The organism is Streptomyces sp. NRRL S-495 (genome assembly GCF_000966955.1).
GTDB lineage: Bacteria > Actinomycetota > Actinomycetes > Streptomycetales > Streptomycetaceae > Kitasatospora > Kitasatospora purpeofusca.
In genome coordinates this window covers 1-25,834 of record NZ_JZWY01000057.1, presented here as the reverse complement: position 1 = coordinate 25,834, position 25,834 = coordinate 1, and the positions used below count along the sequence as shown (strand labels likewise).

Genomic DNA, 25,834 nt, shown 5'->3' with positions numbered 1-25,834 from the left:
AGAACGCAGCACCGAACCCCGAACGCGGCACCGAACACAGCACCGACCGCCGGACCGCCCCCCTCAGCCGATGTCCGTCGGATCGATCCGCACCTTCACCACCTCCGGCGTCCGCAACGCGATCCGCGCGATCTGCGCCGCCTTCAGCGCCGCCGCCAACGCGGCCCCCTGCCCGGGCGGCACCCGCAGCAGCGCACGCTCCTGCTCCTCCCCCCGCAGCGCCGCCACCGGCACCGGCCCGAGCACGTCCGCGTCCTGCGGCAGCCGGACCAGGTTCAACAGGTCCGCCACCGCCGCCGGGCTCCCGGTCACCGAGGCCATCCGGGCCACCGGCGGGAAGTGCAGCTGCGCCCGCTCGTCCAGCTCGAACCCGGCGTGCCCGAGCGGGTCCCAGCGCACCAGCGCCTGCACCGCCCGCGCGGTCGGCTCGGCGACCACGACCACCGTCCCGCCCTCCCCGGCCGGCCGGACCAGCGCGGCGGCGGCCACCCAGAGCCGCAGCGCCTCCTCCCCGGCCCGCAGGTCGGGGCGGCCGAGCAGCGCCCAGCCGTCCAGCAGCAGCGCCGCCGCGTACCCGCCGCCGCTCTCGACGACCGGCTCGGCCCCGGGCGTGGAGATCACCAGCGCCGGCTCGTCCGGCACGGTGGCCAGCACCGCGTCCCGCCCGGAAGTCCGCACCGGGACCCTGGGGAACGCCTTGCCGAGCTCCTCGGCCGTCCGCCGGGCACCCACCACCTGCGCCCGCAGCCGGAACGACCCGCACTCCGGGCAGTGCCAGTCCCGCTCCTCCTCACCGCACCATCCGCAGTTCAGGGGCGCGTCGGCCCCGGCCGCCTCCAGCGGGCCCTCGCAGCGCCGGCAGCGGGCGGGCGTGCGGCAGCGCCCGCACGCCAGCCGGGGCACGTAGCCGCGCCGGGGCACCTGGATGAGCACCGGACCACCGGCGGCCAGGCCCTCGCGGGCGGCCTCCCAGGCGATCGAGGGCAGCCGGGCGGCCTGCGCGGCGGCGTCCCGGTGCTGGTCGAGGTCGGTGACGGTGCGGACCCGGGGCGCGGTCCGGCGGACGGTCTCCCGGTCGGCGGTCAGCGCCCTGGCCCAGCCGGTCCGCACCAGCTGGGCACCCTCGACGGTGACCACGTGCCCGCCGAGCAGCACCGCCGCGCCCTCCTCGGCCGCGCGCAGCAGGGCGACCTCGCGCACGTGCGGGTGCGGGGCGCGCGGGTCGCAGTGGCTGGAGTCGCCGTCGGACCAGACGACCACGAGCCCGAGGTCGTGCACGGGCGCGAACATCGCCGCCCGGGTGCCGACGGCCGCGCGCACCGAGCCCCGGCTGACCGTGAGCCAGCGCCGGTAGCGCTCGCGCGGGCCGAGGTCGGCGGCCAAGACGGCGTGCCGGCCCTCGCCGAGCAGTTCGGTCAGCGCCCGGTCGACCCTGGCCACCGAACGGCCGTCGGGCGCCACGACCAGTGCGCCCCGCCCGCTCGCCAGGGTGGCCGCGACGGCCCGGGCGATCTCGTACGGCCAGCCGGGGCCGGGCAGGGCCGTCCAGACCGCGCGCGGTGCCCCGCCGCCGGCCAGCGAGGCCAGGAAGTCCGGCCCGGCCGGGTAGCGGGACCAGCCGCCGGGCGCGGGCGCCTCCGGGCGGGGCAACGGCGGCGGCGAGGGCTCGGCCTCCGCCTTGGCGTGCCGGGGCGGCACGGCGAGCTGCAGCACGTCGGCGAGGGTTCCGGCGTACCGGTCCGCGACGGTGCGGCAGAGCCGGAGCAGCTGCGGGGTGAGCACCGGTTCGGGCGAGAGGACCTGCGCGAGCGGGGCCAGCGGCCCGGAGAAGTCGCTCTTCTCCAACCGGGCGACAATGAATCCGTCGTGGAGTTCCCCGCCCTCGCGCTGGCCCTTGACCACCCGCGCGCCGAAGCGGACCCGGACCCGCACACCGGGTTGGGCCTCCTCCGCCATCGCGGCGGGCACTTCGTAGTCGAAGAACTTGTCGATGGTGAGCACGCCCTTGTCGACGACCACCCGGGCGACCGGCAGGTGCTCGGCCCGCTTGGCACCGCGCCAGCTGCGCGGCTTGGCCCGCCGGACCGTCTCCCGGATGAACGCCAGCTGCTCCGGCGCCCCGCCGTCCCCGGTGTCCTCGCTCACCGCCCCCGCGCCTTCGACCTCCTCGACCTCCTCGCCCGCCACCCCGCCGTCCTCGCCACTCCCCTGCCTGCTGCTCATCGCACCCAGTCCTACCAGGTCCCACCGACAGAACAGCAGCAGGTCCACCGACAAAACGGCAGGTGGTGGCCGCCCGGAGTGCCGGGCGGCCACCACCTGCCGTCAAACGATCCTATGAGCCGATCAGGCCTCGACGGCCTTCTTCAGCTGCTCCACCCGGTCGGTCCGCTCCCAGGTGAAGTCCGGCAGCTCACGGCCGAAGTGGCCGTACGCGGCGGTCTGCGAGTAGATCGGGCGCAGCAGGTCCAGGTCGCGGATGATCGCGGCCGGACGCAGGTCGAACACCTCGGTGACGGCCTTCTGGATCGCGAGGACCGGCACGGTCTCGGTGCCGAAGGTCTCCACGAACAGGCCGACCGGCTCGGCCTTGCCGATCGCGTACGCGACCTGCACCTCGGCGCGGCGGGCGAGGCCGGCGGCGACGATGTTCTTCGCCACCCAGCGCATCGCGTACGCGGCCGAGCGGTCCACCTTGGACGGGTCCTTGCCCGAGAAGGCGCCGCCGCCGTGCCGGGCCATGCCGCCGTAGGTGTCGATGATGATCTTGCGACCGGTGAGGCCGGCGTCGCCCATCGGGCCGCCGATCTCGAACCGGCCGGTCGGGTTGACCAGCAGCCGGTAGCCCTCGGTGACCAGCTTGATGCCCTGCTCGGCGAGCGCCTTCAGCTCCGGCTCCACGACGAACTCGCGGACGTCCGGGGTGAGCAGCGACTCCAGGTCGATGTCGCTCGCGTGCTGGGTGGAGACCACCACGGTGTCGAGGCGGACGGCCTTGTCGCCGTCGTACTCGATGGTGACCTGGGTCTTGCCGTCGGGGCGCAGGTAGGGGATGGTCCCGTTCTTGCGCACCTCGGTGAGGCGGCGCGAGAGCCGGTGGGCCAGCGTGATCGGCAGCGGCATGAGCTCGGGCGTCTCGTCGGACGCGTAGCCGAACATCAGGCCCTGGTCGCCGGCGCCCTGCCGGTCCAGATCGTCCTCGTCACCCTCGACCCGGGCCTCGTACGCGGTGTCGACGCCCTGGGCGATGTCCGGCGACTGCGCGCCGATCGAGACGGAAACGCCGCAGGAGGCGCCGTCGAAGCCCTTCTTGGAGCTGTCGTAGCCGATCTCCAGGATCTTGTCCCGGACGAGCTGCGCGATCGGCGCGTAAGCCTTCGTGGTCACCTCGCCGGCCACGTGCACCTGGCCGGTGGTGATCAGCGTCTCCACCGCGACCCGGGAAGTCGGGTCCTCACGGAGGAGAGCGTCAAGAATGGTGTCGCTGATCTGGTCAGCGATCTTGTCGGGGTGTCCCTCGGTCACGGACTCCGAGGTGAACAGGCGGCGAGACACAGCGCTCCCTGGGGTTGCAGCGGCTGCTGACTGAAAGGCCCCGGTCGGAACCGGGGACTTCCGGAAAGACTTGATTCCTGGAGTGTAACGGTCAGCTTCCGAGAAACGTCACGTGATTCCGGAATCGAAGACCGTCTGCCCACCCCTCGAGATCAATGGGCGCGCAGATCTAGCCGTTCCGCGACCAGGTCCCAGACGACGTCCGCGAGAGCCTCCTTCGGGCCCACCGGAACGGGGGTCTCGGTGCCGTCGGCGCCCAGTACCACGGCCTCGTTGACGTCCTGCCCGAAAGCCTTTCCGTCCCCCACCTCGTTGACCACCAGCAGGTCGCAGCCCTTGCGCGCGAGCTTGGCCCGGCCATTGGCGAGGACGTTGTCGGTCTCGGCCGCGAATCCCACCACGAGTTGGCCCGAACGGGTGCGGTGGGCGGAGAGCTCGGCGAGCACATCGGGGTTGCGGACGAGCGCGACCGGCTCCGGTTCGACGCCCTCGACCTTCTTGATCTTGCCGGCGGCATAGGCCGCGGGCCGGAAGTCGGCCACCGCCGCGGCCATGACCACGGCGTCCGCGTCCTCGGCGGCCTTCAGCGCCGCCTCGCGCAGTTCCAGCGCGGTGGCCACCCGGACCACATCCACCCCGGCCGGATCGGGCAGTCCCGCGTTGGCCGAGATCAACGTCACACGGGCACCGCGGGCGGCGGCGGTCGCGGCGAGCGCGTAGCCCTGCTTGCCGGAGGAGCGGTTGCCGAGGAAGCGGACCGGGTCGAGCGGCTCGCGGGTGCCGCCGGCCGAGACCACCACGTGGCGGCCGGCCAGGTCGGCCCGCTCGCCGCCGTAGCGGAGCACGGCCCGGCAGGCGTCGAAGATCGCGGACGGCTCGGGCAGCCGCCCCTTGCCGGTGTCCTTGCCGGTCAGCCGCCCGCTGGCGGGCTCCAGCACGATCACGCCCCGGCGGCGAAGCGTGGCGACGTTCTCCCGGGTGGCGGGGTGCTCCCACATCTCGGTGTGCATCGCGGGCGCCAGCACCACCGGGCAGCGGGCGGTGAGCAGGGTGTTGGTGAGCAGGTCGTCGGCGAGGCCGTGGGCCGCCTTGGCCATCAGGTCGGCGGTGGCCGGGGCGACCACGACCAGGTCGGCGTTCTGCCCGATCCGCACGTGCGGGACCTCGTGCACGTTCTCCCAGGTCTCGGTGGCCGCGGGACGGCCGGAGAGGGCCGCCCAGGTCGCCTCGCCGACGAAGTGCAGCGCCGCCGCGGTGGGCACCACGGTGACCTGGTGGCCGGACTCGGTGAACCGCCGCAGCAGCTCGCACGCCTTGTACGCGGCGATGCCGCCGCTGACGCCGAGGACGACGCGCGGTGCGCCCGTCCGCTCCGTGCTGCCGCTCATGTCGCCTGCTCTCCTCGTGGCGGTCCCGGACGCCCGGATTTCCCTGACGCCCGGATTCCCGGATGCCCGCCAACCCTACGGCCCGCCGACGATCACCCGCACAGCGGCACCCCGCCCGGCCGCACCACGAAAGCACGGCACCGTCGGAAGCGGCAGCACCGGAAGCGGCAGCACCAGAAGCAACCGCACCGGAAGCGGCCGCACCGGAAAAGACGGAGGGCCCGTCGGAGCGAACTCCGACGGGCCCTTCCGCAGACGCGGTGACGCCTCAGGCGGCCTCGATCGCCTCGGCCGTCAGCATGCCGGCGTTGATCTCGCGCAGCGCGATCGACAGCGGCTTCTCGTGCACGTGGGTGTCGACCAGCGGGCCGACGTACTCCAGCAGGCCCTCGCCGAGCTGGGAGTAGTACGCGTTGATCTGACGCGCACGCTTGGCCGCGTAGATGACCAGGCTGTACTTGGAGTCGGTGGCCTCAAGCAGCTCGTCGATCGGCGGGTTGATGATGCCCTCGGGCGCGGTCATGGAAGAGGACACGCGAAAACCTTCCGAAAGGGTGGAAAAAAAGACAACAGGTCAGCCTACACCGAGCAAGGCTAGCAGTTCAGTGGCGACCTGCTCGACGGAGGTGTTGACCAGGGTGGTGTCGAACTCCGGCTCGGCCGCCAGTTCGATCTTGGCCGCCTCCAGCCGCTTCTCGATCACGTCCTGCGGCTCGGTGCCCCGGCCGGTGAGCCGGCGGACCAGCTCGTCCCAGCTCGGCGGAGCCAGGAAGACCAGCTGCGCCTCGGGCATGGACTCGCGCACCTGACGGGCACCCTGCAGGTCGATCTCCAGCAGCACGGGCTCGCCGCGCTCCAGCTTCTCCTGGACCGCCGCCCGGGGGGTGCCGTAGCGGTTGCCCGCGAACACGGCCCACTCCAGCAGCTCACCGTTGGCGATCAGCTTGTCGAACTCGTCGTTGTCGACGAAGTGGTACTGGACCCCGTGCTGCTCGCCCGGCCTCGGGTGGCGGGTCGTCGCCGACACCGAGAGCCAGACTTCGGGGTGCTGCTTCCTCATATGAGCGACGACCGTGCTCTTGCCGACCCCCGAGGGGCCGGAGAGCACGGTCAGCCGCGGACGCTCACTCATGCACCGATTATCCCGGATCGCGGGCGATCCTGGGACCACGGGGGCACGGTCAGGCGGCACCGCCGCCGAACTCCCGCTCCAGGGAGGCGATCTGGTTCGTTCCGAGACCACGGACACGGCGGCTCTCGGAGATGCCGAGCCGCTCCATGATCTGCTTGGCACGGACCTTGCCCACGCCCGGCAGGGACTCCAGCAGAGCGGAGACCTTCATCTTGCCGATCACGTCGTTGTCGGCCTTGCCGGCCTTGATCACCTCGTGCAGGGAGGCGCCGGAGTGCTTGAGCCGGTTCTTGACCTCGGCGCGCTCCCGGCGAGCCTCGGCGGCCTTCGCGAGCGCGGCGGTGCGCTGTTCAGGGGTAAGGGGCGGAAGAGCCACGCCGTTCACCTCAGGTGTGGATGGAAGGGATTGAACTAGGACTGTTGTGGTTCCCAGGACACCGGCCAGAGAGCGACGCGCCGCCCCTGACCTGCGAGAGCAGCAGTATTCGCGGCTCTTCGATGACCTATCGCCGGACACTACCCGGATTGCGGCGCCGCGTCAGGAAAAGAACACGAAAAGTCCTGGTCAGCCAAGGCCGACCAGGACTTTCCAGGGCAAAATGACCATGATTGCGAAGCTTTGGCGGCGCCGATGTGACGGCGCTCACGTCGGACCGCCGTCCCGCCCGCCCTGTCGCAACCCGTCACGAGGGTGCTGCGGAGCGTCCTCCGGGGCGAACCCCGCCATGCCGTCCGCTACTTGACCGCCTCGGCGTACTCCTGGACAAAACGGTCCGCAGCCGAACGCAGTGCCGCCACCGAGGGCCCGTGCTTGAGCACGTCCCGGCTGACGCTCGGGACGACATTGCGCACCGAGGCGCCGAACACCCGCGGCAGGTCCGCCATGGTCGCGCCCTGCGCCCCGATGCCGGGGGCCAGCAGCGGGCCGTTGATCGCCAGGTCCACCCCGGCGTCGGCCAGGGTGGCGCCGACCACCGCGCCGAAGGAGCCCAGCGGCTCGGCCCCGGCGTTCTCCTCGGCCAGCTGGCGCAGCACCGAGGCGGCGACCGGCTCGCCGTCGGCGCCGATCGCGCGCTGCACCTCCGCGCCCTCCGGGTTGGAGGTGAGCGCCAGCGCGAACACGCCCGCGCCGCTCTCCTTCGCCAGGTCCAGCGCCGGGCGCAGCGAGCCGAAGCCCAGGTAGGGGCTGACCGTGACGGCGTCCGAGAAGAGCGGGCTGCCGGGCGCCAGGAAGGCCTCCGCGTAGGCGGCCATGGTGGAGCCGATGTCGCCGCGCTTGGCGTCCATCAGGACGAGCGCGCCGGCCGCCCTGGCCTCCTCGACCGACCGCTCCAGGACCGCGACGCCCCGGGAGCCGAAGCGCTCGTAGAACGCGGCCTGCGGCTTGAGCACGGCCACCCGGTCGGCCAGCGCCTCGACCACGGTGCGGCTGAAGGTCTCCAGGCCCGCGACGGTGTCCTCCAGGCCCCAGGCGGCGAGCAGGGAGGCGTGCGGGTCGATGCCCACGCAGAGCTGGCCGCGGGTGTCGAGGGCGTGGCGCAGCCGGGCGCCGAAGGGGGCGAGGGTCATGACGTCCTTCCGGGGGCGGGAGAGAGGGCGTGAGGGAGGGAGCGAGGGGTTCAGGCGGCCGTGCGGTCGTCGACCGCGCTGCCGACGGCCGCGGCCAGGCTGCGGAAGCCGCCGGCCCGCAGGCGCGCCGACAGGCCCTTGTGGACGCGCCGGCACCAGAGCGGGCCCTCGTAGATGAAGGCGCTGTAGCCCTGCACCAGGTCGGCGCCGTGGACGATCCGCTGCCAGGCGTCCTCGGCGGTCTCGATGCCGCCGACCGACACCAGCGTCAGCCGGCCGCCGGTACGGGCGCGCAGCCGCTGGAGGACCACCAGCGCGCGCTCCTTGAGCGGGGCGCCGGACAGGCCGCCCATGCCGATCTCCGCGACCCGGGCGGCGTCGCTGCGCAGTCCCTCGCGGCCGATCGTGGTGTTGGTCGCGATGATGCCGTCCAGGCCCAGCTCCAGGGCCAGGTCGGCGACCTCGTCGATGTCCTCGTCCGCCAGGTCGGGGGCGATCTTGACCAGCAGCGGTACATGGTGCGGGGTGGTCCGGTCGGCGGCCTCGCGCACGGCGCTCAGCAGCGGGCGCAGGTGCTCGACGGCCTGGAGGTTGCGCAGCCCGGGGGTGTTCGGCGAGCTGACGTTGACCACCAGGTAGTCGGCGAAGCGGGCGAGCCGCTCGGTGGACTTCACGTAGTCGGCGACCGCGTCGGCCTCCTCGACCAGCTTGGTCTTGCCGATGTTGACGCCGACGACCGGGGTGGAGCTGGTGTGCGGGCGCGCGGCCAGCCGGGCGGCGACCCGGGCCGAGCCCTGGTTGTTGAAGCCCATCCGGTTGATCAGCGCGCGGTCCTCGACCAGCCGGAACAGCCGCGGCTGCGGGTTGCCGGGCTGCGCCTCGCCGGTGACGGTGCCGATCTCGACGTAGTCGAAGCCGAGCATCGACAGGCCGTCGATGCCGACCCCGTTCTTGTCGAAGCCGGCCGCCAGGCCGAACGGTCCCGGCAGGGCGAGTCCGAGGGCGTCGGTGCGCAGCGCCCGGTCGCGCGGGGCGAGCACCAGCCGGACGAGGCCGCGCAGGCCGGGCACCGAGGAGGCCAGCCGGATCCAGAAGAAGGCCAGGTGGTGGGCCTTCTCGGGGTCCATCTTCTTGAACACGAGGTCGAACAGCAGCTTGTACACAAGATCCTCCCAGGGCATGGAAGTGGGGGGCACCCGGCGGTACTGGTGCCCCCCACTGCGGTGGTGCTAGTTGGCGCGGCCGGCGTTGATCAGCTCGGCGTGCTCCTGGAGCGACATGACGCCGACCTCGTCGCGCAGCAGCCGGTCGATGCCCTGGACGGCGGCACCCATGGCCTGCACGGTGGTCAGGCAGGGCACCGCGCGGGCGACGGCGGCGGTGCGGATCTCGTAGCCGTCGAGGCGGCCGCCGGTGCCGTACGGCGTGTTGATGATGAGGTCGACCTCACCGTCGTGGATCAGCTGGACGATGGTCCGCTCGCCGTTCGGGCCCTCGCCCTCGCTGTGCTTGCGCACCAGGGTCGACGGGATGCCGCCGCGCTGGAGCACCTCGGCGGTGCCGGCGGTGGCGAGCACCTCGAAGCCCAGGCTGACCAGCGCGCGGGCCGGGAAGACCAGGTTGCGCTTGTCGCGGTTGGCGACCGAGACGAAGACCTTGCCCTTGGTCGGCAGCGCGCCGTAGGCGCCGGCCTGGGCCTTCGCGTAGGCGGTGCCGAACACCCGGTCCAGGCCCATGACCTCGCCGGTGGAGCGCATCTCCGGGCCGAGCACGGTGTCCACGCCGCGGCCGTGCACGTCGCGGAAGCGGCTCCACGGCATCACGGCCTCCTTGACCGCGATCGGGGCGTCCGCCGGCAGGGTGCCGCCGTCGCCCTCGGCCGGGAGCATGCCCTCGGCGCGCAGCTCGGCGATGGTGGCGCCGAGCGAGACCCGGGCGGCGGCCTTGGCCAGCGGCACCGCGGTCGCCTTGGAGGTGAACGGCACGGTGCGCGAGGCGCGCGGGTTGGCCTCCAGGACGTACAGGATGTCGCCGGAGAGCGCGAACTGGATGTTGATCAGACCGCGCACCCCGACGCCGCGGGCGATGGCCTCGGTGGAGGCGCGCAGCCGCTTGATGTCGTACCCGCCGAGGGTGATCGGCGGCAGGGCGCAGGCGGAGTCGCCGGAGTGGATGCCGGCCTCCTCGATGTGCTCCATGACGCCGCCGAGGTACAGCTCGGTGCCGTCGTAGAGGGCGTCGACGTCGATCTCCACCGCGTCGTCGAGGAAGCGGTCGATCAGCACCGGGTGCTCGGAGATCAGACCGGCGTGCCGCTCCAGGTAGGAGGCGAGCGACTCCTCGTCGTAGACGATCTCCATGCCGCGTCCGCCGAGCACGTAGGACGGGCGGGCGAGCACCGGGTAGCCGATCTCGTCGGCGAGGGCCTTGGCCTCCGCGAAGGAGAAGGCGGTGCCGTGCTTGGGGGCGGGCAGGCCCGCGTCGCGCAGCACGCGGCCGAAGGCGCCGCGCTCCTCGGCCAGGTCGATGGCCTCCGGCTGGGTGCCGACGATCGGCACGCCGTTGTCCTTGAGCGCCTGGGCCAGGCCGAGCGGGGTCTGGCCGCCGAGCTGGACGATCACACCGGCGAGCGGTCCGGCCTGCTTCTCGGCGTGGACGATCTCCAGCACGTCCTCCAGGGTGAGCGGCTCGAAGTAGAGCCGGTCGGAGGTGTCGTAGTCGGTGGAGACGGTCTCCGGGTTGCAGTTGACCATGACGGTCTCGTACCCGGCGTCGGCGAGCGCGAAGGAGGCGTGCACGCAGGAGTAGTCGAACTCGATGCCCTGGCCGATGCGGTTCGGGCCGGAGCCGAGGATGATCACCGCGGGCTTGGTGCGCGGGGCGACCTCGTTCTCCTCGTCGTAGGACGAGTAGAAGTACGGGGTCCTGGCCGCGAACTCCGCCGCGCAGGTGTCGACGGTCTTGAACACCGGGCGGATGCCCAGCGCGTGCCGGACCTCGCGGACCACGTCCGGGCGCAGGCCGCGGATCTCGCCGACCTGGTGGTCGGAGAAGCCGTGCCGCTTGGCGTGGCGCAGCAGCTCGGGGGTGAGCTCGGGGGCCTCGGCCAGCTCGGTGGCGATCTCGTCGAGCAGGAAGAGCTGGTCGACGAACCACGGGTCGATCTTGGTGGACTCGAACACCTCGTCCGGGGTGGCCCCGGCCCGGATGGCCTGCATCACGGTGTTGATCCGGCCGTCCGTCGGCACGACCGCCCTGGCCAGCAGCTCGGCCTTGTCGCCCACCGGGCCGATCCAGGTGAACTGGGAGCCCTTCTTCTCCAGCGAGCGCAGCGCCTTCTGCAGCGCCTCGGGGAAGTTGCGGCCCATGGCCATCGCCTCGCCGACCGACTTCATGGTGGTGGTGAGGGTGGCGTCGGCGCTCGGGAACTTCTCGAACGCGAACCGGGGCACCTTGACCACGACGTAGTCGAGGGCCGGCTCGAAGGAGGCCGGGGTCTGCTCGGTGATGTCGTTGGGGATCTCGTCGAGGGTGTAGCCGACGGCGAGCTTGGCGGCGATCTTGGCGATCGGGAAGCCGGTCGCCTTGGAGGCCAGCGCCGAGGAGCGGGACACCCGCGGGTTCATCTCGATGACGATGACCCGGCCGTCGTCGGGGTTGACGGCGAACTGGATGTTGCAGCCGCCGGTGTCGACGCCGACCTCGCGGATCACGGCGATGCCGATGTCGCGCAGGATCTGGTACTCGCGGTCGGTGAGCGTCATCGCCGGGGCGACGGTGATCGAGTCACCGGTGTGCACGCCCATCGGGTCGAAGTTCTCGATCGAGCAGACGACCACGACGTTGTCGTTCTTGTCGCGCATCAGCTCGAGCTCGTACTCCTTCCAGCCGAGGATGGACTCCTCCAGGAGCACCTCGGTGGTCGGGGAGAGCGTCAGGCCCTGGCCGGCGATGCGGCGCAGCTCGTCCTCGTCGTGGGCGAAGCCGGAGCCGGCGCCGCCCATGGTGAAGGAGGGGCGGACGACGACCGGGTAGCCGCCCAGGGTGTCGACCCCGGCGAGCACCTCGTCCATGGTGTGGCAGATGACCGAGCGGGCGGACTCGCCGTGGCCGATCTTGGCGTTGACCGCCTCGACCACGCCCTTGAACAGCTCACCACGCCCTTGAACAGCTCGCGGTCCTCGCCCTTGTTGATCGCCTCGACGTCGGCGCCGATCAGCTCGACGCCGTACTTCTCCAGCGTGCCGGCGCTGTGCAGGGAGATCGCGGTGTTGAGCGCGGTCTGGCCGCCCAGGGTCGGCAGCAGGGCGTCGGGGCGCTCCTTGGCGATGATCTTCTCGACGAACTCCGGGGTGATCGGCTCGACGTAGGTGGCGTCGGCGATCTCCGGGTCGGTCATGATCGTCGCCGGGTTGGAGTTCACCAGGACGACCCGCAGGCCCTCGGCCTTGAGGACGCGACACGCCTGCGTGCCCGAGTAGTCGAACTCGGCGGCCTGGCCGATCACGATCGGGCCGGACCCGATGACCAGGACGGACTTGATGTCAGTGCGCTTAGGCACGCGGGCCCTCCATGTGGTTCACGCTGTGCTGGTCGTCGCCTCGCATGAGCTCGACGAAACGGTCGAAGAGGTAGGCCGCGTCGTGCGGACCGGCAGCCGCTTCGGGGTGGTACTGCACGCTGAAGGCGGGCACGTCGAGCGCCTGGAGGCCCTCCACCACGTCGTCGTTCAGGCAGACGTGGGAGACCTCGACCCGCCCGTACGGGGTGTCGCTGACCTTGTCCAGCGGCGCGTTCACGGCGAAGCCGTGGTTGTGGGCGGTCACCTCGACCTTGCCGGTGGTGCGGTCCTGCACCGGCTGGTTGATGCCGCGGTGGCCGTACTTGAGCTTGTAGGTGCCGAAGCCCAGCGCGCGGCCGAGGATCTGGTTGCCGAAGCAGATCCCGAAGAACGGGGTCTTCCGCTCCAGCACGCCCTGCGCCACGGCGACCTGGTGGTCGGCGGTCGCCGGGTCGCCCGGACCGTTGGAGAAGAACACGCCGTCGGGGTTGACGGCGTAGACGTCCTCGATCGTCGCGTTGGCGGGCAGCACGTGCACCTCGATGCCGCGCTCGGCCATCCGCTGCGGGGTCATCGCCTTGATGCCGAGGTCCAGGGCGGCGACGGTGAAGCGCTTCTCACCGATCGCGGGCACCACGTACGGCTCGGTGGTGGCGACCTCGGCGCACAGGTCGGCGCCCTTCATCTCGGGCGAGGACTGCACCTTGGCGAGCAGCGTGGCCGGGTCGGCCAGGGCCTCGCCGGAGAAGATGCCGCAGCGCATGGCGCCGCGCTCGCGCAGGTGGCGGGTGAGCGCCCGGGTGTCGATGCCGCTGATGCCGACGATGCCCTGGTTCACCAGCTCCTCGTCCAGCGAGCGGCGGGAGCGCCAGTTGGAGGCGACCCGGGCGGGGTCGCGGACGACGTACCCGGCGACCCAGATCTGCTTGGACTCGTCGTCCTCGTCGTTCCAGCCGGTGTTGCCGATCTGCGGGGCGGTCATCACGACCACCTGGCGGTGGTACGAGGGGTCGGTGAGGGTCTCCTGGTAGCCGGACATGCCGGTGTTGAAGACGGCCTCGCCGTAGGTCTCGCCGGTCGCGCCGTAGGCCTGGCCCCGGAAGGTCCGGCCGTCCTCCAGGACGAGCACAGCGGGCACACGCTCCCGCCGTTGGCGCTGCGTGGTGGGGGCAGGTGCGGTCATGACGCGGCCTCTTCCGTCTTCTTCGTCGTCGTACGTGTTGCGAGCTGAGCGACCGCCTCGACCCAGGCGGTGTGCTCGTCGGGGTGGTCGAACCGGAACCCGGAGTCCACGTCGGTGCCCGTGGAGGTCCCCCCGGCCGAAGGCCCGGGGAGCGTCCAGGTGACGACGAGGAGCCCGGACGGGACGACCTTGCCGGCGATCCCGGAGTCCGTCCGGGCACCGATCAGGTGCTCGGCGGGGATCCAGAAGTCGACGTCACCCGGGCGCTGCACCAGCAGGCCGTTCTCGCCGAGGGTCAGATCGGCGCGGCTGCGGGTGCCCAGGCCGTGCGCGACGACCCGGTCGAGCCAGTTCCCGGCGGTGGTGGTGCCGTGGTACCGGCCGCTGCTCTCCAGGATGGTCCGGCCGGCGCGCTCCGGCACGGCGGGGAGCGGCGGGATCCCGGACTGCAGGGTGCGGCGCCAGTTCCAGCCCTGGCGCATCAGCCAGTACACGAGGCCGATGATCAGCAGCAGGCCGACCGTCCAGCCGATGTACCCGGGCCAGTTGGCGACCCTGGCCTGCTCCTGGGCCAGCAGCGCCGCGGCGCCGCCGCCGTTCGTGGAGCTCACGCGAGGCCACCCTGCTCGACCAGCTCGCCGGCCAGCACCGTGGCGGTGCCGCGCAGGAAGGTGGCGTGCACCCGTCCGGGCAGGTCGAGGCCCTTGTAAGGGGTGTTGCGGGAGCGGGTGGCGAAGCTGTCGGGGTTCACGGCACCACGGTACGCGGGATCGAACAGCACCAGGTTTGCGGGCTCACCCACCGAGACCGGCCGGCCCTGCCCCGCGAGGCGGCCGATCCGGGCCGGGCGGTGCGACATCCGGTCGGCGACGCCCTCCCAGTTCAGCAGGCCGGTGTCGACCATGGTCTGCTGCACCACGGACAGCGCGGTCTCCAGGCCGACCATGCCCATCGCGGCCACGGCCCACTCGCAGTCCTTGTCCTCGGCCGGGTGCGGCGCGTGGTCGGTGGCGACGGCGTCGATGGTGCCGTCCGCCAGCGCCTTGCGCAGCGCCTGGACGTCCTCGGCGGTGCGCAGCGGCGGGTTGACCTTGTACACCGGGTCGTAGGAGCGGACCAGCTCGTCGGTCAGCAGCAGGTGGTGCGGGGTGACCTCGGCGGTGACGTCCCAGCCCTTGGCCTTGGCCCAGCGGACGATCTCGACCGAGCCGGCGGTGGAGACGTGGCAGATGTGCAGCCGGGAGCCGACGTGCGCGGCGAGCAGCACGTCCCGGGCGATGATCGCCTCCTCCGCGACGGCCGGCCAGCCGCCGAGGCCGAGCTCGCCGGAGACCTGGCCCTCGTTCATCTGGGCGCCCTCGGTCAGCCGCGGCTCCTGCGCGTGCTGGGCCACGACACCGTCGAAGGCCTTCACGTACTCCAGCGCGCGGCGCATCATCACCGCGTCGTCGACGCACTTGCCGTCGTCGGAGAAGACCCGGACGCCGGCGGCGGACTCGTGCATGGCGCCCAGCTCGGCGAGCTTCTTGCCCTCCAGGCCGACGGTGACGGCGCCGACCGGCTGGACGTCGCAGTAGCCGGACTCCTGGCCCAGCCGCCAGACCTGCTCGACCACACCGGCGGTGTCGGCCACCGGGAAGGTGTTGGCCATCGCGTGGACGGCGGTGAAGCCGCCCTTGGCGGCGGCGCGGGTGCCGGTGAGGACGGTCTCGGCGTCCTCCCGGCCGGGCTCGCGCAGGTGGGTGTGCAGGTCGACCAGGCCGGGCAGGACGATCAGCCCGGTGGCGTCGATCTCGATGTCCGCGGTGGCGTCCAGGGCGGTGCCGATCGCCGCGATCGCACCGTCGACGAGGTGGAGGTCCTGCGGAGCGCCGCCGAGGATCTGGGCGTTGCGGATCAGGTAGGTGGTCACTGGGCGCTCTCCACGGAGTCGGTGCGGGGGATGTCGGTGAGGGTGGCTCCGCCGAGCAGCAGGTAGAGCACGGCCATCCGGACGGAGACGCCGTTGGCGACCTGCTCGACCACGGTGCAGCGCGGCGAGTCGGCGACCTCGGCGGTGATCTCCATGCCGCGGACCATCGGGCCGGGGTGCATGACGATGGCGTGCTCGGGCAGCCGGGCCATCCGCGGGCCGTCCACGCCGTAGCGGCGGGTGTACTCGCGCTCGGTGGGGAAGAACGCGGCGTTCATCCGCTCGCGCTGGACCCGGAGCATCATCAGCGCGTCGGTCTTCGGGAGCACGCTCTCCAGGTCGTAGCTGACCTCGCAGGGCCAGTTCTCGATCCCGATCGGCAGCAGGGTCGGCGGGGCGACGAAGGTCACCTGGGCGCCGAGCGTGGTGAGCAGGTGGACGTTCGAGCGGGCCACCCGGCTGTGCAGGATGTCGCCGACGATGGTCACCCGCCGCCCGGCCAGGTCGTTGCCCGCGCCCGGGTTGAGGTGGCGGCGCATGGTGAAGGCGTCGAGCAGGGCCTGGGTGGGGTGCTCGTGGGTGCCGTCACCGGCGTTGATGACGCTGCCGTGCAGCCAGTCGGACTGGGCCAGCCGGGCCGGCGCGCCGGAGGCGTGGTGCCGGACGACGACCGCGTCGGCGCCCATCGCCTGGAGGGTCAGGGCGGTGTCCTTGAGGCTCTCGCCCTTGGAGACCGAGGAGCCCTTGGCGGAGAAGTTGATGACGTCCGCGGAGAGCCGCTTCTCGGCGACCTCGAAGGAGGTCTTGGTGCGGGTCGAGTCCTCGAAGAAGAGGTTGACGACGGTGCGGCCGCGGAGGGTGGGGAGCTTCTTGACCGCCCGGCCGGACAGCTGGGCGAGTTCCTCGGCGGTGTCCAGGATGAGCAGCGCGTCGTCGCGGGTGAGATCGGCGGCGGACACGAGGTGGCGCTTCACGCGGGTTACTCCGGGAGGTGCGATTCGGTGGCCTGAGCGGCCAGGGCCTGGGAGGAGCGCGCCGCGAAGTCGCGGTCGCCGACGAGCACGGCGTCGACGCCGTCGCGGTCGGACAGGCGCACCTGGACGGCCTCGCGCAGCGAGGTGGGGAGGTTCTTGCCCACGTAGTCGGCGCGGATCGGCAGCTCGCGGTGGCCGCGGTCGACGAGGACGGCGAGCTGGACGGCGCGCGGGCGGCCGATGTCGTTGAGGGCGTCGAGCGCGGCACGGATGGTGCGGCCGGAGAAGAGCACGTCGTCGACGAGGACGACCAGCCGGCCGTCGATGCCGCCGGGCGGGATCTCGGTGTGCTCCAGGGCGCGGGCGGGCTTCAGCCGCAGATCGTCCCGGTACATCGTGATGTCCAGGGTGCCGAGCGGGATGTCCTGGTCGGTGATCTGGGCGAGCCTGGCGTGCAGCCGCCGGGCGAGGTGGACACCCCTGGTGTGGATGCCCAGCAGCACGACGTCCTCGGCGCCCTTGGCGCGCTCGACGATCTCGTGCGCTATCCGGGTGATGACCCGGGCGATGTCCGTGCCGTCCAGCACTTGGTGCGGCGGCCTCGGTGCGGATTCCTGGTGTGCGGTCATGCCGAAGCGGACCTCCTTCCCCGCCTCACGGGACGGGTCTTAAAGGATGTCGGGAGACCCCCGCCGACCTGCGGCGCGGGCTCCGGTCATCCTACCAGCGTGATTCTGCGGCCAACCGACGGCCATCGTTCCGCTTCCCCTGGTTCACGTGCCGGACGCACCCCTGATGCGGCCCATTCGCACGACTGCCCCATTCGGCTTGACGCAACTACCTCACTCTACGTAACCTCACAGTGAGTTACGAGACGGACGTCGAACCCACCGGTAACGGCGTCGGCAATCGCCCGTGACCCACCACTGAACGCGAAGCAATCTCGTCCGGGGAGATCAATGTCCAGCGACTACGCGAAGCAGCTCGGAGGCAAGCTCCGAGCCATCCGCACCCAGCAGGGACTCTCCCTGCACGGTGTCGAGGAGAAGTCCCAGGGGCGCTGGAAGGCAGTCGTCGTCGGCTCGTACGAGCGTGGAGACCGTGCGGTCACCGTGCAGCGTCTGGCCGAACTGGCGGAGTTCTACGGGGTCCCGGTACAGGAGCTGCTGCCCGGCGGTACGCCCGGCGGCGCGGCCGAGCCGCCGCCGCGCCTGGTCCTCGACCTGGAGAGACTGACCCAGGTCCCGTCCGAGAAGGCCGGCCCGCTGCAGCGCTACGCGGCGACCATCCAGAGCCAGCGCGGCGACTACAACGGCAAGGTGCTGTCGATCCGCCAGGACGACCTGCGCACCCTGGCCGTGATCTACGACCAGTCGCCGTCGATCCTCACCGAGCAGCTCATCTCCTGGGGCGTGCTCAACCCCGACGCGCGCCGTGCGGTGCGCGAGGAGGAGACGGGCTGAGTCCCGGCCCCTCGGTTCCCGGCTCCCCGGTTCGCGGCCCACGAAACGGGAGCGGGAACGGCGAACACCAGCAGAAACGTCACGGCGCGGCACCCCGTACAGGGTGCCGCGCCGCGGCGTTCCCGGGCGGCCCTCCCGGCGGCCCGCCCCGGCTTTCAGCAGACCGTCTCCAGCCGGTAGCCCGGCTCGGCCGCCACGCCGTCCAGCCGCACCGGACCGGCGGCGGGCGTCCACACCCGGCCCTCGCTGACCCAGGCCCAGGCGGTCGGCCGGTACTCCCCGCAGGCCGCCGCCGAGCCCTGCGCGCCGTGCAGCACCGCGAGACCGGGCAGCCCCCGGGCCAGCCCGGCGCAGAGCACCGCGCAGAGCAGCTCGAGGTCCTCGTCGTTGATCCGCACCACGCCGTCCTCCCACTGGAGCACCCGGGCCGCCGCGGTCAGCCGCCCGCCGGGGGCGTCCACCGACAGCCGCAGCTCGTAGACGCCGCTGCCGGCCCCCAGCAGCATCCGGCGGAACACCTCGGCGCCCTGCTCGTAGGCGCCGCGCACGGCCTCGTCGCGCTCACCGTGGAGGCGGCCGTCGAGCAGCAGGTCGGCGTGCCGCAGGGTCAGCCCGTTCTCCCGGGCCCGGACCAGCCGGGGCAGGAAGTCGCCGACCAGCTCCTCGCCCTGATAGGCCAACAGCTGGGTTCGCAGCGGCGGGTTGACCAGGTAGCGCTCGCGGGCGGCCGGCTCCGCCGGGTCGAGGCCGTGCAGCAGACAGAACTCGGCGAAGTCCTGCGGGTGGAACATCCGCGCCCGGACGGTGTCGAACCGCCGCCGGGCGTCGGCGAGCAGTTCGGCGGTCTCGGCGAGGTACCGCTCGTGGTCCGGGGCGTCCGACAGCTGCCAGGCGCGGGCCTCCTCGAAGTCCGCCGCGCTGGTGAGCACCCCGATCACGAAGGCCTGGCCGGCCCCCTCGGACCGCTGCCGCTCGCAGCCCTCGGCCCGCTCGGCGGCGGCGCGCGGACGGACCCGGGGGCGGTGGCCGGCGGCGGTGCAGTCGGGGGTGCGGCGGGCGCGGCCGTTGCGGCTCATCGGGGCTCCTCGGACGCCCCGCGTGGCGCACACGTACGACGTGTCACAGGAATGTAACCGAGGGTGAATCGGATGTTTGGAGTCACGCACGGTTGTGCGCCCGGGCGGTCGCGCCCCGCGCATCCGCCCCGCGCGAGGCGCCGTCGTCACACCCCGTGCCCACCCGCTCACACCGTTTCAGCCACCCACGCCCGCGCACACCCCTGAACGAGCGCCCCCGATCCGAGCGGGCGCCCCCGCCCCGAGACCCCTCCCCCACGACCGGGCGAATTACCTCGGCACGCGCGCGAGTTGCCGGGACTGGGCGACCAGGCGGCCGGTCTCGTCCCAGACCTCGGCGTCCTCCTCGAAGTACCCGCCCGCCAGGTTCCGGGTCGCGTGCACGACCCGCAGCCAGCCCGGGGCGGGCTTGGCCCGCAGATGCACCGTCAGCTCCACGGTCGGCGCCCAGCCCGGCATCCCGAGGTCGAAGGTGACCGGCGGCAGCGCGTCGGCGACCAGCAGGAGCAGCAGCGGGTCGGGCTCGCGGCCGTCGGCGAGCCGGAACCAGCCCTGGATCCGGCCGGTGCCGGACGGCTGGCCGAGCGCCCAGCCGATGGTCGCCGGGTCGAGCCGCATGTCGAACCGCTCCAGCAGCGCGGCCTGCGCGATCAGCTCCTTGGGCGCGTGCTCGACGCCGATGCACTGGTCCGGCGGCGGCAGCTGCGGCGGGGTGGCGCTGGTCCGCACCTCGCCGTCGTGGGTGGCGAGGTCGCCGTGGGTGGCGAGCACCCGCAGCCGTTCCACGCCGCCCTGGCTGAGCGCGGCGGTGCCGGTGGAGAGGGTGCGGCCGGTGCGGACGACCTCGGTGCGCACGGTGGCCGGCCCGGGGGTGGCGGCGGAGAGGTAGTAGCCGCTGATCGACACCGGGTCGGTGTGGTCGGCGCTCTCCGGGCGGGCCGTGTGCGTGAGCGAGAGCGCGTGGCCGGCGACGGCCAGCAGCAGTCCGCCGTTGACGCCGCCGCCGATCTGCCACCCGGCGCCGAGTTCGCCGTCGTAGCGGCCGGGCTCGTCCGGGTGCGGGGTGAGGGCGATGCCCTGATCGAACTCGCTGCGGATCGCCGTGGTCATGGGGGGTGGCCTGCCCTTCACTACGGGGTCACCGGCGGGCGTGGGCCGCCGGAGCACCAGGTTACTGACGAGTAGGGCCACCATACGCCGACCGGGTGAACATGCCGAACGGCCGCCGGACCGTTTCCGGTCCGACGGCCGTCGGTACAGGTGCGCGCCTCAGCGACGGATGCTCGGCTTGAGCTCCATGAAGCGGGCCAGCAGGCCGTTGACGAACGCCGGGGAGTCGTCGGTGGAGTACTCCTTGGCGATCTCCACCGCCTCGTCGACGACGACCGCGTCCGGGACGCTGTCCTCCCAGATCAGCTCGTAGGCGCCGAGCCGCAGGACGTTGCGGTCCGCGATCGGCATCCGGTCGAGCGTCCAGCCGACGGCGTACTGCGAGATCAGCTCATCGATCCGGCGGGCGTACTGGACGTACCCCTCCACCAGCTCCATGGTGTACTCGCCGACCTGAGGGGTGCCCTCGTCCGGCTTGGGCTCCCGGGCCCGGGCCACCCAGTCGGCGAGGACCGTCAGCGGGTCGACCCCACGGTGGTCGGCCTCGAACAGGATCTGGAAGGCTCGCGTGCGGGCCTTGGTGCGTGCGGACGACACGGACTTACTTCACCCGGCCGAGGTAGCTGCCGTCGCGGGTGTCGACCTTGACCTTCTCGCCGGTGGTCACGAAGAGCGGGACCTGGATCTCGGCGCCGGTCTCCAGCGTGGCCGGCTTGGTGCCACCGGTGGAGCGGTCGCCCTGGACGCCCGGCTCGGTCTCGGCGATGACCAGCTCGACGGCGGCCGGGAGCTCGATGTACAGCACCGCGCCCTCGTTCACGGCGACGAGCGCGTCGAAGCCCTCGAGCAGGTACTTGGCGGCGTCACCGACGACGACCGGCTCGATGGTCAGCTGGTCGAAGGTGTCCATGTCCATGAACACGTAGTTCTCGCCGTCCTTGTACGAGAACTGCATGGTGCGCTTGTCGACGTTCGCAGTCTCGACCTTGGTGCCGGCGTTGAAGGTCTTGTCGACGACCTTGCCCGTCAGGACCTCCTTGAGCTTGGTGCGCACGAAGGCCGGGCCCTTGCCGGGCTTGACGTGCTGGAACTCGACGACGGACCAGAGCTTCCCGCCGTCCAGCTTGAGAACCATGCCGTTCTTGAGATCGTTCGTGGAAGCCACGGGCGCACTAACTCCTGGATATAGCTGTCAAGGAACCAAGGGGTCGCGTCCTGGGACACACCTGTGTCACAGGGCGAGGAGCTCCTTGGTGGTGATGGTGAGCAGCTCGGGCCCGCCCTCCTCAAGGGGGCGAACGACGAGCGTGTCCTCGATCCGGACCCCGCCGCGTCCCGGGAGGTGGACTCCCGGGCCGACAGTGACCGGCACGCGGCTGTCCAGTTTACCCATGTCCGTGGGGCCGAGACGCGGTGCCTCCCGGATCTCCAGCCCGATGCCGTGGCCGACCGGGTGCGGAGAGGTCTCCGTGTGCCCGGCGGACTGCAGAATCTCCCGCGCCGCCTGGTCGGGCACATGCTGCTCGACCCCCGGGCCGAGCGCCTCCCGGCCGGCCCGCTGGGCCCGGAACACCAGCCGGTGCAGCTCGACCTGCCAGGGGGCCGGGGCCGCGCCGATCACGAAGGTCCGGGCGGTCGAGACCCCGTAGCCCCGGTACCGGGCGCCGAGCACCACGGTCAGGAAGTCGCCCTCCTCGACCCGGCGGTCGGTGGGCTGGTGCGCCTGCTGGCCCGAGTGGCTGCCGGTGCCGACCGAGACCGGGAAGGCCGCGCGGTCCGCGCCGTGGTCGATCATCCGGCGCTCCAGCTCCATCGCCAGGTGCCGCTCGGTCCGGCCGACCAGGATCGACTCCAGCAGCTCGCCGAGCGCCTGGTCGGCGATCTCCGCGGCGATCCGCAGATCGGCGATCTCGTACTCGTCCTTGACCACCCGCAGCCGCTCGACCGCCTGTCCGACGTCCGCCAGCCGGGTGCCCTCGACCAGCCCGGCCACGGCGCGGTGCCGGGTGACCGTCAGATCGTGCTCCTCCACCGCCAGCCCGGCCACCCGCAGCCCCGCCGCGGCGCCGGCCGCGGCCAGCGCGGTGTCCGCCCCGGCCGCCACCTCCAGCCGGGTCACCTCGGGCGAGATCAGGTGCTCCCCGGTGTCGTCCGGCGGCAGGTCGTCGGGCAGCGCCAGCAGCGCCCGGTCCCGGGTCAGCAGCAGGGTCGCCCCGCACGGCGGGCACCCGGTGAGGTACCGCACGTTCGCCGCCCGGGTGATCAGCGCCGCGTCGGTCCCGGACGCACCGCAGTGCTCCCGCAACCGCTCCCGCCGGCCCGCGTACGCATCAGCCATGCGTCGAGCCTACGAACCCCGCCCCCGATCCGCCCGCCGAACGCCCCCACCCGGGCCCGGCGGGCTACTCGACGGGGGCCGGGGCAGGGGCCGAAGCGGCGGCGGCGGCCGGGGCGGCCCACTTCTTCTCGACGCCGGCGAGGCGCCAGTAGGCGATGGCGGCGGCCCAGACGACGACGAACAGGCCGACGATGGCGTAGCCGACGTTGTCCAGGGTGATGTCCGCGATCCAGCCGGTCACCGGGTCGGTGAGGTCCAGCTTCTCGTGCAGCACGCCGACGAGTTCGATGGTCCCGATGATGAACGCCACCGCGATGGACAGTCCGGTGATGGTCAGGTTGTAGTACACCTTGCGCACCGGGTTGGAGAACGCCCACTGGTAGGCGAAGTTCATGAAGGTGCCGTCCAGGGTGTCGAACAGGCTCATCCCGGCCGCGAACAGCAGCGGCAGGCAGACGATCGCGTACCAGGGCAGGCCGGAGGCCGCGCCGGAGCCCGCCATCACCATCAGGGTCACCTCGGTCGCGGTGTCGAAGCCCAGGCCGAGCACCATGCCGACCGGGAACATCTGGCCGGGGCGGGTGATCGAGCGGGTGGCCCGGTTCAGCACCCGGGCCAGCAGGCCGCGCGAGTTGAGGTGGTCCTCCAGCTCGGCCTCGTCGAACCGGCCCTCCCGCATCGAGCGGAAGACCTTGAGGATGCCGAACAGCGCGGCCAGGTTGAGCGCGCCGATCAGGTAGAGGAAGGCCCCGGAGGCCGAGGTGCCGACCATGCCCAGCCACTGGTGGGTGGTGGACTCGTCGTCCATCAGGGTGCTGGCCAGCTGCGCGCCGCCCGCCACCAGGGCGGCCATCAGCACCACCATCGAGGAGTGGCCGAGCGCGAACCAGAAGCCGACCGAGACCGGCCGCTTGCCGTCCGCCATCAGCTTCCGAGTGGTGTTGTCGATCACCGCGATGTGGTCGGCGTCGAAGGCGTGCCGCATGCCGAGGGTGTACGCGGTGATGCCCAGGCCCACCCCGAAGACCTGGGTGCCCACCTCGTACTTCTCCGGTGCGACCAGGAAGATCAGCGTTCCGAAGGCCACCACGTGCATGGCCAGGATCACGCCCATCAGGCCGGCGGTCCGTACGGTGTCCTCCCGCCGCCATCGGAAGGTGGGCAGGGCGGTGGGCGCCGCCGGGGCGGCGACGGTTTCGGGCAGGGTCATCCTGGGATCACGCTCCAGCACCTCGTGGAAATACTTCGTGAGATGCCGCGGCCGGTCTCCTGGCTGACGGGGCTCCCGTACCCGCCTTCCCAGGCGCGCGAGGCGCCCAGTGGCGAGATGGGTACGGACACTTCCCCCCGATCACAGTGGCGAGGGCCGCTCCGGACTGGGACCCCTGAGGGTCCGTCACCGGTCTTCCCGAGCACCACGGCGGGCAACACCGTAGGGGGCGGGCGGCAACCCTTGCAAGGCTGCGCACCTGCGCAGGTGTCCAGGATCACAGCGCCCCGCCTGCGAGAATGGCCCGTATGCATCTCGTACCGGCCGACCGCGCGGGCCACCGCACCATCGACGGGCACCGGGTCTGCGAGGCCATCGCGGCGATCGGCGACACCGCCCACGTCCGCTCCTGGGCCGAGCGCTTCTCGCTGCTCGCCGACCCCGGCCGCCTCGCCCTGCTGCTCGCGCTGCACCGCACCGGGCCGCTCGCCGTCACCGACCTGGCGGTCGCCACCGGCATGCGCGACCCCGCCGTCTCCCAAGCCCTGCGGCTGCTCCGGACGGCCGGGGTGGTGACCGGCGAGAAGGAGGGACGTGTCGTGCGCTACCGGCTCGTGGACGCAGACCTGCGCCCCCTGCTGGACGCGTGCGCCGTCGACACCCCCGAGCACCACGAGCATTCCGAGCATTCCGAGCATTCCGAGCACGACGTAGCGACCGGCTGACCCCGGCCGGTCGCCCGGACGGCGGCCCCGTCAGCGAGCCGGGGTACCGGCCGGCTGGCAGGACGGGCACCAGAACAGATTGCGGGAGGCGTGCTCCTCGGCCCGGACCTCGGTGGCGCAGACCAGGCACGGCATCCCGGCCCGGCGGTAGACGTACACCTCGCCGCCGTGGTCGTCGACCCGCGGCGGACGGCCCATCGCCTCGGGGGTGTGCTCCGGGCGCACCGTGTCGATGCGCCCCGCGCCGACGCCCTCGCGCATCAGCGCGACCAGGTCGGCCCAGATCGCGTCCCACTCGGCCCGGAGCAGCTCGCGCCCCGTCCGGTGCGGATCGATGCCGTGCCGGAACAGCACCTCGGCGCGGTAGACGTTCCCCACCCCGGCCAGCACCTTCTGGTCCATCAACAGGGCGGCGACCGTCGTCCGGCTGGCCGCCATCCGCCGCCAGGCGGCGTCCGGGTCGGCGTCGGCGCGCAGCGGGTCGGGTCCGAGCCTGGCGGCCACCGCGGCCTTCTCGGCGCCGGTGATCAGCGCGCAGGTGTTGGGGCCGCGCAGATCGGCGACGTGCTCGTCGTTCTCCAGCCGCAGCCGGACCAGACCGACCGGCGCGGGCACCGGGCCGTCGCCGATCGCGCCGAAGGTGAAGCCCCCGTACAGGCCGAGGTGGATGTGCACCCAGGCGTCCTCGCCGAAGCCGAGGAACAGGTGCTTGCCGACGGCCTCCGCCGCCTCCAACTCCCGTCCGTCGATCAGCTCGGCACCGTCCGCGAACCGCCCCTGCGGGCTGCTGGCACGGACCGCCCGGCCGCCGAAGGCACGCTGGTTCTCGGCGGCGAGGCGGTGGATGATGTGGCCTTCCGGCACGGGCGCGGCTCCCCCGGTCGAACGTTCAGGACCCGTCCATCATCGCAGTCGGCACCGACAGACCCGCCGGGCGCACAGGCCCCTCAGCGGACCGGGATGCCCATCAGCCGGGCCAGGATCACCCGGTCGAGCTCGGCGGCGGTGGCGGCCACGTCGAGGTGGGAGTTGTCGATGATCGGCAGCCCGGAGTTGTACCAGCCGGCCATCCGGCCGTGGATCCGGGCCACCTCCTCGTCGCCGAGCCGGCGGTTCCCGCTGCGCCGGGCGTTGCGGTGGAGCACCGAGTCGAGGCTGGGCAGCAGCACCACCGGGATCATGCCGGGCCCGATGTGCCGCTTCCAGCCGCCGAGGCCGATCGCCGGGCGGTCGGGGAAGACCGCGTCGTCGATGATGCAGGAGATGCCGTTGGCGAGGTAGTTGCGGCAGGCGAAGCCGCAGGTCCGGCGGGCCAGCCGGTACTGCGCCTCGGAGGCGTTGTTCCAGCCGGACTGCGGGTTGGCGAAGCCGGACTGCACCCACTCCCGGACGTCGTCGAGGCTGATGTGCGCGGTCGGGGTGGGGCGCCGCTCGGCCCAGTGCCGGGCGACGGTGGTCTTGCCGGCACCGGCCGGACCGATCAGCAGCACCGCGATCGGGCCGGCGGGCGCGTGCTGCTGCGGCGGCCGGGCGGGCAGCTGGACGGGCGCGCCGGAGGGCAGCAGGAAGTGCCCGGTGGAGCCCGCGGGCACCGGGGCCGGCGCGGGCGGCGCGGCCGAGGCCGGCGGAGGGCCGGAC

Annotated in this window: 23 protein-coding genes, 1 pseudogene and 1 riboswitch; of the genes and pseudogenes, 2 read left to right on the top strand and 22 right to left on the bottom strand. The window is 72.5% G+C overall.

The annotated features are described in order from the left end of the window. Positions 1-63: 63 nt before the first annotated feature. The 14 genes and pseudogenes from VR45_RS04420 to pyrR all read right to left on the bottom strand — a co-directional run bounded on the left by VR45_RS04420 (position 64) and on the right by pyrR (position 16,903). Complete coding sequence (locus VR45_RS04420) at positions 64-2,223, bottom strand: primosomal protein N' (RefSeq protein ID WP_107084098.1); 2,160 nt, start codon at positions 2,221-2,223, stop codon at positions 64-66. A gap of 123 nt (positions 2,224-2,346) precedes the next feature. After that, the gene (gene metK, locus VR45_RS04415) at positions 2,347-3,555 is read right to left on the bottom strand and encodes a methionine adenosyltransferase (RefSeq protein ID WP_043471798.1); all 1,209 of its coding nucleotides are present in this window, start codon (positions 3,553-3,555) and stop codon (positions 2,347-2,349) included. A gap of 152 nt (positions 3,556-3,707) precedes the next feature. Next, positions 3,708-4,943 carry a bifunctional phosphopantothenoylcysteine decarboxylase/phosphopantothenate--cysteine ligase CoaBC gene (gene coaBC, locus VR45_RS04410; RefSeq protein WP_045938341.1) on the bottom strand — a complete coding sequence of 412 codons (1,236 nt, stop codon included), beginning with the start codon at positions 4,941-4,943 and terminating at the stop codon, positions 3,708-3,710. A 268-nt stretch (positions 4,944-5,211) separates the two neighbouring features. Then, positions 5,212-5,478, bottom strand: a complete 267-nt coding sequence (gene rpoZ, locus VR45_RS04405) for a DNA-directed RNA polymerase subunit omega (RefSeq protein ID WP_030240625.1) — start codon at positions 5,476-5,478, stop codon at positions 5,212-5,214. A 39-nt stretch (positions 5,479-5,517) separates the two neighbouring features. Then, positions 5,518-6,075 carry a guanylate kinase gene (gene gmk, locus VR45_RS04400; RefSeq protein ID WP_043471804.1) on the bottom strand — a complete coding sequence of 186 codons (558 nt, stop codon included), beginning with the start codon at positions 6,073-6,075 and terminating at the stop codon, positions 5,518-5,520. 49 nt (positions 6,076-6,124) lie between these two features. Further along, a complete protein-coding gene (mihF, locus tag VR45_RS04395) occupies positions 6,125-6,451 on the bottom strand; it encodes an integration host factor, actinobacterial type (protein ID WP_030056187.1) in 327 nt (108 codons plus the stop codon). Positions 6,452-6,810: 359 nt separating this feature from the next. Further along, positions 6,811-7,644, bottom strand: a complete 834-nt coding sequence (pyrF, locus tag VR45_RS04390; protein ID WP_045938340.1) for an orotidine-5'-phosphate decarboxylase — start codon at positions 7,642-7,644, stop codon at positions 6,811-6,813. A gap of 50 nt (positions 7,645-7,694) precedes the next feature. Next, positions 7,695-8,807 (bottom strand): quinone-dependent dihydroorotate dehydrogenase, encoded by a 1,113-nt coding sequence (locus tag VR45_RS04385; protein ID WP_045938339.1) that lies wholly within the window; start codon positions 8,805-8,807, stop codon positions 7,695-7,697. A 66-nt stretch (positions 8,808-8,873) separates the two neighbouring features. After that, a pseudogene (gene carB, locus VR45_RS04380) lies at positions 8,874-12,205 on the bottom strand (carbamoyl-phosphate synthase large subunit). After that, the gene (gene carA, locus VR45_RS04375; protein WP_045938338.1) at positions 12,198-13,388 is read right to left on the bottom strand and encodes a glutamine-hydrolyzing carbamoyl-phosphate synthase small subunit; all 1,191 of its coding nucleotides are present in this window, start codon (positions 13,386-13,388) and stop codon (positions 12,198-12,200) included. Before carA ends, carB begins: the two are co-directional and overlap by 8 nt. Continuing rightward, the gene (locus tag VR45_RS04370; RefSeq protein ID WP_045938337.1) at positions 13,385-13,999 is read right to left on the bottom strand and encodes a hypothetical protein; all 615 of its coding nucleotides are present in this window, start codon (positions 13,997-13,999) and stop codon (positions 13,385-13,387) included. The genes carA and VR45_RS04370 overlap by 4 nt, the downstream gene beginning before the upstream one ends. Then, entirely contained in the window at positions 13,996-15,300 is a 1,305-nt protein-coding gene (locus tag VR45_RS04365; RefSeq protein WP_030396071.1) for a dihydroorotase, read from the bottom strand. The genes VR45_RS04370 and VR45_RS04365 overlap by 4 nt, the downstream gene beginning before the upstream one ends. Further along, the gene (locus tag VR45_RS04360; protein WP_045938336.1) at positions 15,297-16,274 is read right to left on the bottom strand and encodes an aspartate carbamoyltransferase catalytic subunit; all 978 of its coding nucleotides are present in this window, start codon (positions 16,272-16,274) and stop codon (positions 15,297-15,299) included. The genes VR45_RS04365 and VR45_RS04360 overlap by 4 nt, the downstream gene beginning before the upstream one ends. A 5-nt stretch (positions 16,275-16,279) precedes the next feature. Next, complete coding sequence (pyrR, locus tag VR45_RS04355) at positions 16,280-16,903, bottom strand: bifunctional pyr operon transcriptional regulator/uracil phosphoribosyltransferase PyrR (protein ID WP_030396069.1); 624 nt, start codon at positions 16,901-16,903, stop codon at positions 16,280-16,282. Positions 16,904-17,233: 330 nt separating this feature from the next. Here pyrR and VR45_RS04350 point away from each other — a divergent pair, with 330 nt between their 5' ends. Continuing rightward, positions 17,234-17,737, top strand: coding sequence for a transcriptional regulator (locus VR45_RS04350; protein WP_030300254.1), 504 nt, complete (start codon positions 17,234-17,236; stop codon positions 17,735-17,737). A gap of 155 nt (positions 17,738-17,892) precedes the next feature. On the opposite strand, the gene VR45_RS46660 is transcribed toward VR45_RS04350, so the two are convergent. The 6 genes from VR45_RS46660 to VR45_RS04320 form a co-directional block, all read right to left on the bottom strand. After that, positions 17,893-18,813, bottom strand: a complete 921-nt coding sequence (locus tag VR45_RS46660) for a hypothetical protein (protein WP_045938335.1) — start codon at positions 18,811-18,813, stop codon at positions 17,893-17,895. Between the two features lie 270 nt (positions 18,814-19,083). After that, complete coding sequence (locus tag VR45_RS04340; RefSeq protein ID WP_045938334.1) at positions 19,084-19,923, bottom strand: thioesterase family protein; 840 nt, start codon at positions 19,921-19,923, stop codon at positions 19,084-19,086. Between the two features lie 159 nt (positions 19,924-20,082). Further along, complete coding sequence (gene nusB / locus VR45_RS04335; RefSeq protein WP_030396066.1) at positions 20,083-20,520, bottom strand: transcription antitermination factor NusB; 438 nt, start codon at positions 20,518-20,520, stop codon at positions 20,083-20,085. Positions 20,521-20,524: 4 nt separating this feature from the next. Next, entirely contained in the window at positions 20,525-21,088 is a 564-nt protein-coding gene (efp, locus tag VR45_RS04330) for an elongation factor P (protein WP_030396065.1), read from the bottom strand. 66 nt (positions 21,089-21,154) lie between these two features. Next, positions 21,155-22,261, bottom strand: coding sequence for an aminopeptidase P family protein (locus tag VR45_RS04325; RefSeq protein WP_045938333.1), 1,107 nt, complete (start codon positions 22,259-22,261; stop codon positions 21,155-21,157). Positions 22,262-22,325: 64 nt separating this feature from the next. Continuing rightward, a complete protein-coding gene (locus tag VR45_RS04320; RefSeq protein WP_045938332.1) occupies positions 22,326-23,471 on the bottom strand; it encodes a HoxN/HupN/NixA family nickel/cobalt transporter in 1,146 nt (381 codons plus the stop codon). Positions 23,472-23,502: 31 nt separating this feature from the next. Continuing rightward, a riboswitch (cobalamin riboswitch) is annotated at positions 23,503-23,696 on the bottom strand. Positions 23,697-23,779: 83 nt separating this feature from the next. Between VR45_RS04320 and VR45_RS04315 the strand changes: the two genes are divergently transcribed. Next, positions 23,780-24,196, top strand: a complete 417-nt coding sequence (locus VR45_RS04315) for a metalloregulator ArsR/SmtB family transcription factor (protein ID WP_078896223.1) — start codon at positions 23,780-23,782, stop codon at positions 24,194-24,196. Between the two features lie 30 nt (positions 24,197-24,226). Here the strand turns inward: VR45_RS04315 and VR45_RS04310 are convergent, their stop codons facing one another. Beyond that, positions 24,227-25,060, bottom strand: a complete 834-nt coding sequence (locus tag VR45_RS04310) for a DNA-formamidopyrimidine glycosylase family protein (protein WP_045938331.1) — start codon at positions 25,058-25,060, stop codon at positions 24,227-24,229. 83 nt (positions 25,061-25,143) lie between these two features. Then, positions 25,144-25,834 (bottom strand): AAA family ATPase (locus tag VR45_RS04305; protein ID WP_045938330.1); only part of this gene is annotated, 691 nt, incomplete at its 5' end.